Here is an 8,252-nt window from a genome sequence, read left to right as displayed (position 1 = left end):
CACTCGCGCGGACGCGACCCCGCGGTCCACGCGGCGTCGAAGGGGTACACACCTGGGGCGTACCTGGTTGGGTACGGTGCTCGTCATGCCAGTGGCCCCACTTTCCGAGCCGACCCGCTCCGGTTGGTTGGATCGCCGCCGGGATCTTCGGGGCTGGCTGCTGACGCCACTGACCACCCTGGTCGTCGCCCCGGTGACTGCTGGCGCTGTGGCAATGGTGATGCTGGTAGGGGGCGCCTTCGACGGTACGCCGGCCCTCTGCGAGCCGGCCGTGGGCGAGAACCGCTGTGAGGAGGTCACCCTCGGCATGCTGGGTGAACACGTGGTGCTCGCCGCGGCGGTGTGGCTGCTGCTCTGGCTGGTGCCGTGGTGGCGCGGCCTACGCAAGCTGCGGCTCCTGCTGGCCATCATCGTCTGCGCCGTGCTCGTGGCCGCGCCGATCCGGATGGCCGGATGAGTCAGGAGGAGGCCGACCTGCTCCCCGGACACGTCGGGACGCGGCGACGAAGCATGGCACCGGGCGACGGAGACCGGCGCCTCCGGATCAGGTGACCGTTGCGGCGGTGAGGAAGAACGTGACCGCGTAGGTGAACCGGTGCGCCGCGACGGCCTCGTCGAACTGGTCTTCGAACGCGCGCGCCTCGGCCGGGTCGAGTGCGCCGCGTTGCGCGGCCGTGGCAGCCCAGCTGCGCAGGCCGAGGACGTTGTCGACGGCGGTCGGGTCCCGGACCACCAGCGTCCGTGCTTCGACGGTGAGGTCGAGCAGGCCGTGTGCGGCGAGCAGGCCGGCATGGCGATGCGCCAGGGTGCCGTTGCGGAGGAGGACGTCGGCCCGAAATCTCAGCACGCGCCGGGCCAGGCCCGGGTCGGCGATGTCGAGCACCTGAGTGTCGTAGTCGGGGTCGGCGAGGACGATACGGCCGGCCGGCCGGACCACCCTGACGAGTTCCGTGATCGCGACGTGCGGATCGGCGAGGTGCTGCACGGTGCGATCGGCCCAGGCCCCGTCGAATGAGTTGTCGGGGAACGGCAGGTGATGGGCGTCGGCGACGGCGGTTCGGGTCAAGCCGCGGGCTCGCATGGCGGCGGCCATGGTGAGTGCACAGTCGACGGTTACCACGCTGGCGCCGTGTTCGTCCGTCAGCCGGGCCGCGCTTGCTCCGGTGCCGGCGCCGACCTCGAGGTAGCGACGGTCAGGCGCGGGATGGAGCAGCTCCCGGACCCGCCGCTGGTATGCCTGGTAGAAGGGTTCCTCGGCGAGCCGGCCCAGTACGCCGACCCACGAGTTCGGGTCCGGCTGTCCGTCGACGTCGGTGAACCCATGCATGATCGTCAGCTTATCGGCCACCAACTGGCTGGCCGTGAGATGCCCGCTGCCGGCGCCGTGCCACGCCGAGCGCGTTCAGGCCCACACCCCAGATGAGCAGGACGGCGAGCCACTGGACCCAGTTCAGGGCTGTCATCTGGCCGGAGAGCAGGTGCCGGACCGAGGAGTAGGGAGTGAGGGCCTGGAGCGGCCGGAGGACGTCGACCGCGCCCAGCAGGAACCACAGGCCGAGCGGCAGGACGATGCTGGCGACGAACGCGACGGCAGGCCGCCGGATCAGCAGGCCGAGCCCGGTGCCGACGAACTGGGCCACCACCTGGACCAGGACGCTGCCCAGCGCGACGGTGCCGAGGTGCCGCCACGGATCCTCGGCACTCGACGTGGCCAGGGCGAGGGCCGCGCCGCACACCAGGATGCCGAACAGCGCAACGGCGGCGGCGAGCAGGGCCGCGGCCAGCAGGGTGGGCGTGCGGCGGGCGGCCCCGGGCTGCCGTTCCAGGTCGTGGACGAGCAGGATGCCGAAGGCCGGCACGACGACGGACATCAGGCTCTGCGCCGCATCGGACAGGGACGCGAACGTGCGATCGTCGGGCGGCCCGGCCAGGGCGAGCGCCACGGCGGCCAGTGCCCCGAGCAGCAGGGTGACCGCGAGGAGGACCCGGCGGGCCGGCGTGCCGACAGCGCGGCGCAGGGCGTGGACGGTGGGCGCGCCGAGGGGGTGCGGAGCGGCTGGATCGGTCATGGCGCCCCCGTTCGACAGCGAGGCCTCAGTCTCTCCGAAAAGGACGCCGGCGGCCAGCGCCGGCCGGGGAGAAGCCGGCAGCGACGGCTCTGCCGGCGGCCATCCGGGAACGGCCGGCGTCGTGGGTGCGGACGACCGGGACGCCTGGCTGGTCGGTCATCGTGTGCGGTTCCGGTCAGGTGACGATGAGGCTGCGGCGTTCGATGAGGATGACGTCCCGCCAGGTGCCGTGGTGGCGGCCGACGCGCTCCCGGGTGCCGACGACGCGGAAGCCGCAGGCGGCGTGCAGGGCGAGGCTGGGGGCGTTCTCGGGGAAGATGCCGGATTGGATGGTCCAGATGCCGGCCTGCTCGGTGGAGGCGATCAGGGCGTCGAGCAGGAGCCGGCCGATGCCGCCGCCGCGGGCGTCCGGGTGGACGTAGACGGAGTGCTCGACCACCCCGGCGTAGACGCACCGCTCGGACACCGGTGAGCAGGCGACCCAGCCGAGGACGCGGCCGGTGGCGTCGACGGCCACCCAGCGGTGCGGCGACAGCCGGGCGGCGGTGAACCGCTCCCAGGTGGGTGGTTCGGTCTCGAAGGTGGCGTGACCGGTGGCAATGCCGAGCCGGTAGATGTCGAGCACGGCCTCGGCGTGCTGGTCGGCCATCGCGGCGATGGTGACGCCGGTGGCGGCGGCGGGGTTGGTCATCGGCTCTCCTCGGCGAGGTGCGGTACGACGACCGTACCGGCGGCCTCCGTCGATGCGCGCCGGGCCGGGGCGAGGCTCACGCGGCGTGGTCGGCGGCTGGGGCGGTGGGAATCTCCAGCAGGGCGCCGAGCCGGCGGAACGCCTCCGGCCGTACCCGGTACCAGACCCAGGTGCCGCGCCGCTCGGCGTCGACCAGGCCGGCCTCGCGGAGCACCTTGAGGTGGTGCGAGATGGTCGGCCCGGACAGGTCGAACGCCGGGGTCAGGTCGCAGACGCACATTTCCGGGACCGAGGCGATCATCGACATCAGTCGCAGCCGGACCGGGTCACCGAGGGCCTTGAACATCGGCGCGACCGTGGCTGCCTGGTCGGCGTCCATGGCACGGGCCGCGATCGGGGAGCAGCAGGCCACCGCATTCAGGTCGACCACCGGCAGCTCTTGTTTCGACATTGCTCTAGCTTGACAGACTTCAAAACAGGGAGCAAGGTACGTCTTGTTTCGAAAAACGTCTAGGCAGCACGAGACTCACCAGGAGGAATGCCATGTCTCGCGTCCAGCTCGCCCTGCGCGTGTCCGACCTCGAAGGCTCCGTGGCCTTCTACCGCAAGCTCTTCGGCGTCGAGCCGGCCAAGCGCCGGCCCGGCTACGCCAACTTCGCGGTCGAGAACCCGCCGCTGAAGCTGGTCCTGCTCGAGGGCGAGGCCGACCAGCCCACCGTGCTGGACCACCTGGGCGTCGAGGTGTTCAGCACCGACGAGGTCACCGCCGCCACCAGGCGCCTCACCGAATCCGGCCTGATCACCCTGGAGGAGGAGAACACCGAGTGCTGCTACGCCCTGCAGGACAAGGTCTGGGTACGCGGCCCCGGCAACGAGCCGTGGGAGGTCTACACCGTCAAGGCTGACTCCGCGCAACTCGGCAAGAGCGTCGAGGAGCTGGCGACGAGCAGCGAGGGCGCCTGCTGCACCCCGGCCGCCACGGCGGAGCCCGCTACCGCCACGGCGGAGCCCGCTACCGCCGCGGCGGAGCCCGCTACCGCCGCGGCGTCGAGCTGCTGCTGATCGTCCCGCCTGGTCGCGCCCGCCCTCGACCGGAGGGCGGGCGCGGTCGCCGGGACCCGGACCCGCGGCCGTCCGGTGCGTGCCCGACGGCGCTAGCTGGTGAAGTCGTCCCGGGCGTCCCGGGCGTCCTTCTGCACGTGCTCGCCGGGCTGCTCGCCCCGGATCTCGTCCAGCTCGATCACCTGGTCCGCCTCGGCCCGCTCGGGCCGGTTCATGTCGCCCATCCGGGCACGAGCCGGGCCGGCCAGGTCCTCCAGGTTGTCCCGCGCGCGTTCGGTGCTCATCGTCCCTCCCTGCCGGTCTGCGGACGCGGAGGTGTCCGCGTGGGCTCACTGCCGCGTCCCCGCCTGGCCCGCGCCGAAACCAGGCCGCCGCGGCCCGCCGCTACCCCCGGGGCCGGGCCCGCAGGTGGGCACGTTCCCCCTGCCGGCCGAAGAGGCTGAGGAACTCCACCGCCGCGGCGTCCGCGGAGCCGAACCAGTGCGGCAGTCGGGTGTCGAACTCGGCGGCCTCACCCGGGACGAGCACCAGATCGTGGTCGCCGAGGAGGAGACGCAGCCGCCCGTTGAGCACGTAGACCCACTCGTACCCCTCGTGGGTCTGCGGCTCGGGCTCGGACCTCGCGCCCGCCGGAATGACGATCTTGTACGCCTGGATGCCGCCCGCCCGGCGGGTCAGCGGCAGCAGGGTCATGCCGTGCCGGGTGACCGGCCGCAGGTGCACCCGGGGGTCGCCGGTGGGTGGGGCGTCGACAAGTTCGTCCAGGGTGACCCCGTGCGCCTTGGCCAGCGGGAGCAGCAGTTCGAGCGTGGGCCGGCGGGCGCCGGACTCCAGCCGGGACAGCGTGCTCACCGAGATGCCGGTGGCGGCGGAGAGCTCGGCGAGGGTGGTCTCGCGCTGCTGGCGGAGGGCCCGCAGCCGGGGGCCGACCGCGTCGAGCGTCTGGTCCAGGTCGTCGTCCATGCCGTCAGTTTGCCATCTCGGCAACAACGTTTGCCAGTTTCGGGGTGCCGGTCGGATGGTTGGGGCCGGGAGGTGGTCACCGTGACCGAGCAGATCAGAGACGGGTACGACGTGGTGGTGATCGGTGGCGGCGCCGCCGGCCTGAACGGGGCGCTCATGCTGGCGCGGGCCCGGCGGTCGGTGGTGGTGATCGACGCGGGCGCGCCGCGCAACGCGCCGGCCCAGGGCGTGCACGGATTGCTGGCCCGCGAGGGAATGCCTCCGGCCGAGCTGCTGGCGCGCGGCCGGGCGGAGGTCCGGGGGTACGGCGGCGAGGTGGCCTCGGGCCAGGTGGCCGAGGTAAGCCGGGACGGCGACGGGTTCCTGGTGACCCTGGCCGACGGCCGGCGCACCCGGGCCCGCCGGCTGCTGGTGACCACCGGGCTGGTGGACGAGCTGCCGGACGTGGCCGGGCTGCGCGAACGCTGGGGCCGGGACGTGCTGCACTGCCCGTACTGCCACGGGTGGGAGATCCGGGACCGGGCCATCGGGGTGCTGGCCACCGGGCCGATGTCGGTGCACCAGGCGCTGCTGTTCCGGCAGTGGAGCGACGACGTCACCTACTTCACCCACACCGCGCCGCCGCTCGACGCGGAGCAGGCCGAGCAACTCGCCGCCCGGGGCGTCCGGGTGGTGCCCGGCGAGGTGGCGTCACTCGCGGTCGTCGAGGACCGCCTGGTCGGGGTACGCCTGTCCGACGGCACCCTGGTGCACCGGGAGGCGCTGGCCGTCGCGGCCCGGATGGTGGTACGAGCCGACTTCCTGGCCCCGCTGGGGCTGCGTGCGGCGGAGCATCCGTCGGGGATGGGCGGGCACGTCCCGGCCGAGGCGGGCGGCCGCACCGAGGTGCCGGGGGTGTGGGTGGCGGGCAACGTCACCGACCCGAGCGCCCAGGTCGGTGGCGCCGCGGCGGCGGGGGCGCTGGCCGCCGCGCAGATCAACGGGGACCTGGTCAACGAGGAGACCCGCCAGGCGGTGGCCGCCCGGCGGGAGCCGTTCTCACCCGCGGCCGAGACGCGGGTGAGCGAGCTGGTGGCGGGCGACCGCCGCCACGGACTGTGAGGGGATGAGGGTGTCGCAGGAGTTCGGCGCGGCGTACTGGGAAGAGCGGTATCGGCACGCGGACGGGTCCGGCCACGGGCCGAACCCGCAGCTGGTGACCGAGGTGGCCGACCTGCCGCCCGGTACGGCCCTGGACGCCGGCTGCGGCGAGGGCGCCGACGCGCGCTGGCTCGCCGAGCGGGGCTGGCGGGTCACCGCGGTGGACATCTCCCCGACCGCGCTGGACCGCGCGAGCCGGCGGGAGCACACCGGCCGGGTCGACTGGGTGCGCGCCGACCTCACCTCCTGGGCTCCGGCGGAACGGCACTTCGATCTGGTCAGCGCCCATTACGTACACCCGGCGGGGTCGCCGGAGGAACTGGTCGACCGGCTGGCGGCGGGCGTCGCGCCGGGCGGCACGCTGCTGATCGTCGGGCACGCGCCGGGGGAGTCGTCGCCGCACGCGCCGCGGTCGCACGTCACGGCGGAGCAGCTCGCGGCCGGCCTCGACGCGACCGAGTGGGACGTGCTCGTCGCCGAGGTGCGGGTCCGGCCGGTCCGGCACGACGGCCACGGGACCGTGCTGCGGGACGCCGTCCTGCGGGCCCGCCGCCGGTCCTGAGCGGCCCGGCGAACGGCGCAGGGGCCGTCCCCGGGTGGGGACGGCCCCTGCGGGGCACGCGGGACGGTCGGTGTCCGTCCGCTCCGGCGCGCGTCAGGGCTTCCAGGACCCGGCGGGCCGGAACTTGTGCTGGTACTCGATCACGCCGTTCTTGTCCTTCACGTCCAGCACGAGCTGGCCGGTGCGCTTGGTGCCGCTCGGCAGGTTGTTGCCCGCGCTGAGCAGCTTGCCGCAGCCGGAGAAGGCACCGGAGATGCCGCTCTCGTCGCTGCCGTCCGCGCCCTTCCAACGGAAGTAGAACGGGTTGATCGAGCCGGTGCCCTTGGTGACCTCGGCGGTCACGTCGGCGATCAGGTACATGCCCTTCTTCGGCCCGGGCATGAACTCCTGGCAGGAGCTCGTCTTGGTACGGAAGTTGCTCAGGGTGATCTTGATCGTGCCGTCGTCATCGTTGATGATCAGCGTGTCGCCGGGCTTCATGTTGAAGGTCTCGCCGTCGGTCTTGCCGGCGTCCGGGCTGGGCTGGGAGGCGCTCGGCGCCGGGGTGTCGTCGAACGGCCCGCTGGTGATCCCCGGGGTGGGCAGGTTCTCGATCGCGTCCTGAGTCTTCTTCGCTCCGCTGTAGAGGGCGAAGATGCCGCCACCGCAGCAGAGCAGCAGCAGGACCAGCGCGCCGACACCGAGGCCGATCCAGAGGCCCTTGTTGGACTTCTTCACCGGCACCGGCCCACCGAACGGCTGGCCCGGAGCGGGCGGGTACGGCCCGCCGGCCGGCGGGTAGGCCTCACTGGGGGCCGACGGGTACTGCCCGGGCGGCGGGTAGCCCTCACCGGGCGCCGACGGGTACTGCCCCGGCGGCGGGTACGGCGCCCCGGAGGTGGGCGGCGGCGGGTAGGCGCCCGGCTGGGGCGGCGGGTACGGCGCGCCGGAGGTGGGGGGCAGCGGGGCGAACGGATCGTTCGGCGGCTGGGCCGGGTACGGGGCTCCCGAGCTGGGCGGTGGCGCGTACGGGTTGTTCGGCACCGGCGGCATCGGTGCGGTGGGGAACGGCTGGGTGGGCGGTTCCTGGGGCTGCTGGTTCGGGTCCTGCGACCCGAACGGAGGCTGAGGGTGGCTCACCGTACTCCTTGGCACCTTCGAAGATTCAGTCGGGACGACGGTACAAGCCGGGGGCAAGCCGACCGCGCGGACCTCATCGGGGTACCAGAACGGCGGCGGTACGCACCAGATCGGCGTCGATGACGAACCGTCCGGCGATCGACGCCGGCGGATCGGTCACCGGTGCCGAGGCGACCCGGGCGGGCGCGATCTGCGCGGTGAACGTGCCGGCCCCCGGGTCGAGCGTCACCCGGGCGTCGGCGAAGTCCAGCCAGGTCCCGACCACCGGGTACCAGACCTTGTAGACGGTCTCCTTGACGCTGAACAGCACGGTCGGCCAGGGTGCTCCGGCGGGCAGCCGGGCCAGGGCGTCCTCCTCCTCGGGCAGGCAGACCCGGCGGCGTACCCCCGGGCTGAGGTCCTGGCGGCGTTCGGCGTCCATCCCGACGGAACGCACCTGCGTGGCGTGGGCGGCGGCCGCGGCGCAGTACCCGGTGGTGTGCGTGATGGTGCCGACCACCCCGACCGGCCAGACCGGCGACCGGTCGGGCGCCGTCACGACCGGCGCGGCCGGCAACCCGAGCCCGGCCAGCGCGCGGCGGGCGCAGAGCCGACCGGCGGTGAAGTCCCGGCGCCGGCCGGCCACGGCGCGGTCGCCCAGGCAGGC

General features: G+C 73.6%; 12 protein-coding genes. 4 read left to right on the top strand and 8 right to left on the bottom strand.

Annotated features, from left to right (window positions below; genetic code table 11):
• Positions 1-85 precede the first annotated feature (85 nt).
• Entirely contained in the window at positions 86-457 is a 372-nt protein-coding gene (locus tag LQ51_RS04420; protein WP_156312972.1) for a hypothetical protein, read from the top strand.
• A gap of 87 nt (positions 458-544) precedes the next feature.
• Here the strand turns inward: LQ51_RS04420 and LQ51_RS04415 are convergent, their stop codons facing one another.
• The 4 genes from LQ51_RS04415 to LQ51_RS04400 all read right to left on the bottom strand — a co-directional run bounded on the left by LQ51_RS04415 (position 545) and on the right by LQ51_RS04400 (position 3,211).
• Positions 545-1,327 carry a methyltransferase domain-containing protein gene (locus LQ51_RS04415; RefSeq protein ID WP_046563361.1) on the bottom strand — a complete coding sequence of 261 codons (783 nt, stop codon included), beginning with the start codon at positions 1,325-1,327 and terminating at the stop codon, positions 545-547.
• Between the two features lie 10 nt (positions 1,328-1,337).
• Positions 1,338-2,069 (bottom strand): hypothetical protein, encoded by a 732-nt coding sequence (locus LQ51_RS04410; RefSeq protein WP_046563357.1) that lies wholly within the window; start codon positions 2,067-2,069, stop codon positions 1,338-1,340.
• Between the two features lie 175 nt (positions 2,070-2,244).
• Positions 2,245-2,760: a GNAT family N-acetyltransferase gene (locus LQ51_RS04405; protein ID WP_046563356.1), complete on the bottom strand. Its 516-nt coding sequence runs from the start codon at positions 2,758-2,760 to the stop codon at positions 2,245-2,247.
• Positions 2,761-2,836: 76 nt separating this feature from the next.
• Entirely contained in the window at positions 2,837-3,211 is a 375-nt protein-coding gene (locus LQ51_RS04400) for an ArsR/SmtB family transcription factor (RefSeq protein WP_046563355.1), read from the bottom strand.
• Between the two features lie 92 nt (positions 3,212-3,303).
• Here LQ51_RS04400 and LQ51_RS04395 point away from each other — a divergent pair, with 92 nt between their 5' ends.
• Positions 3,304-3,822, top strand: coding sequence for an ArsI/CadI family heavy metal resistance metalloenzyme (locus LQ51_RS04395; RefSeq protein ID WP_046563354.1), 519 nt, complete (start codon positions 3,304-3,306; stop codon positions 3,820-3,822).
• A gap of 92 nt (positions 3,823-3,914) precedes the next feature.
• On the opposite strand, the gene LQ51_RS04390 is transcribed toward LQ51_RS04395, so the two are convergent.
• Positions 3,915-4,106, bottom strand: coding sequence for a hypothetical protein (locus LQ51_RS04390; protein ID WP_046563353.1), 192 nt, complete (start codon positions 4,104-4,106; stop codon positions 3,915-3,917).
• Positions 4,107-4,206: 100 nt separating this feature from the next.
• Complete coding sequence (locus LQ51_RS04385; protein WP_046563352.1) at positions 4,207-4,785, bottom strand: helix-turn-helix domain-containing protein; 579 nt, start codon at positions 4,783-4,785, stop codon at positions 4,207-4,209.
• Between the two features lie 81 nt (positions 4,786-4,866).
• Between LQ51_RS04385 and LQ51_RS04380 the strand changes: the two genes are divergently transcribed.
• Together LQ51_RS04380 and LQ51_RS04375 are read left to right on the top strand one after the other, a co-directional pair.
• The gene (locus LQ51_RS04380; protein WP_046563360.1) at positions 4,867-5,886 is read left to right on the top strand and encodes an NAD(P)/FAD-dependent oxidoreductase; all 1,020 of its coding nucleotides are present in this window, start codon (positions 4,867-4,869) and stop codon (positions 5,884-5,886) included.
• 4 nt (positions 5,887-5,890) lie between these two features.
• Positions 5,891-6,487, top strand: a complete 597-nt coding sequence (locus LQ51_RS04375; protein ID WP_082159262.1) for a class I SAM-dependent methyltransferase — start codon at positions 5,891-5,893, stop codon at positions 6,485-6,487.
• Positions 6,488-6,580: 93 nt separating this feature from the next.
• On the opposite strand, the gene LQ51_RS04370 is transcribed toward LQ51_RS04375, so the two are convergent.
• A complete protein-coding gene (locus LQ51_RS04370) occupies positions 6,581-7,606 on the bottom strand; it encodes a hypothetical protein (RefSeq protein WP_046563350.1) in 1,026 nt (341 codons plus the stop codon).
• A gap of 73 nt (positions 7,607-7,679) precedes the next feature.
• Positions 7,680-8,252 (bottom strand): 4'-phosphopantetheinyl transferase family protein (locus LQ51_RS04365; protein WP_052744747.1); only part of this gene is annotated, 573 nt, incomplete at its 5' end.

Source organism: Micromonospora sp. HK10, assembly GCF_000982955.1.
Lineage (GTDB): Bacteria > Actinomycetota > Actinomycetes > Mycobacteriales > Micromonosporaceae > Micromonospora.
This window is presented reverse-complemented; position numbering and strand designations above follow the sequence as displayed.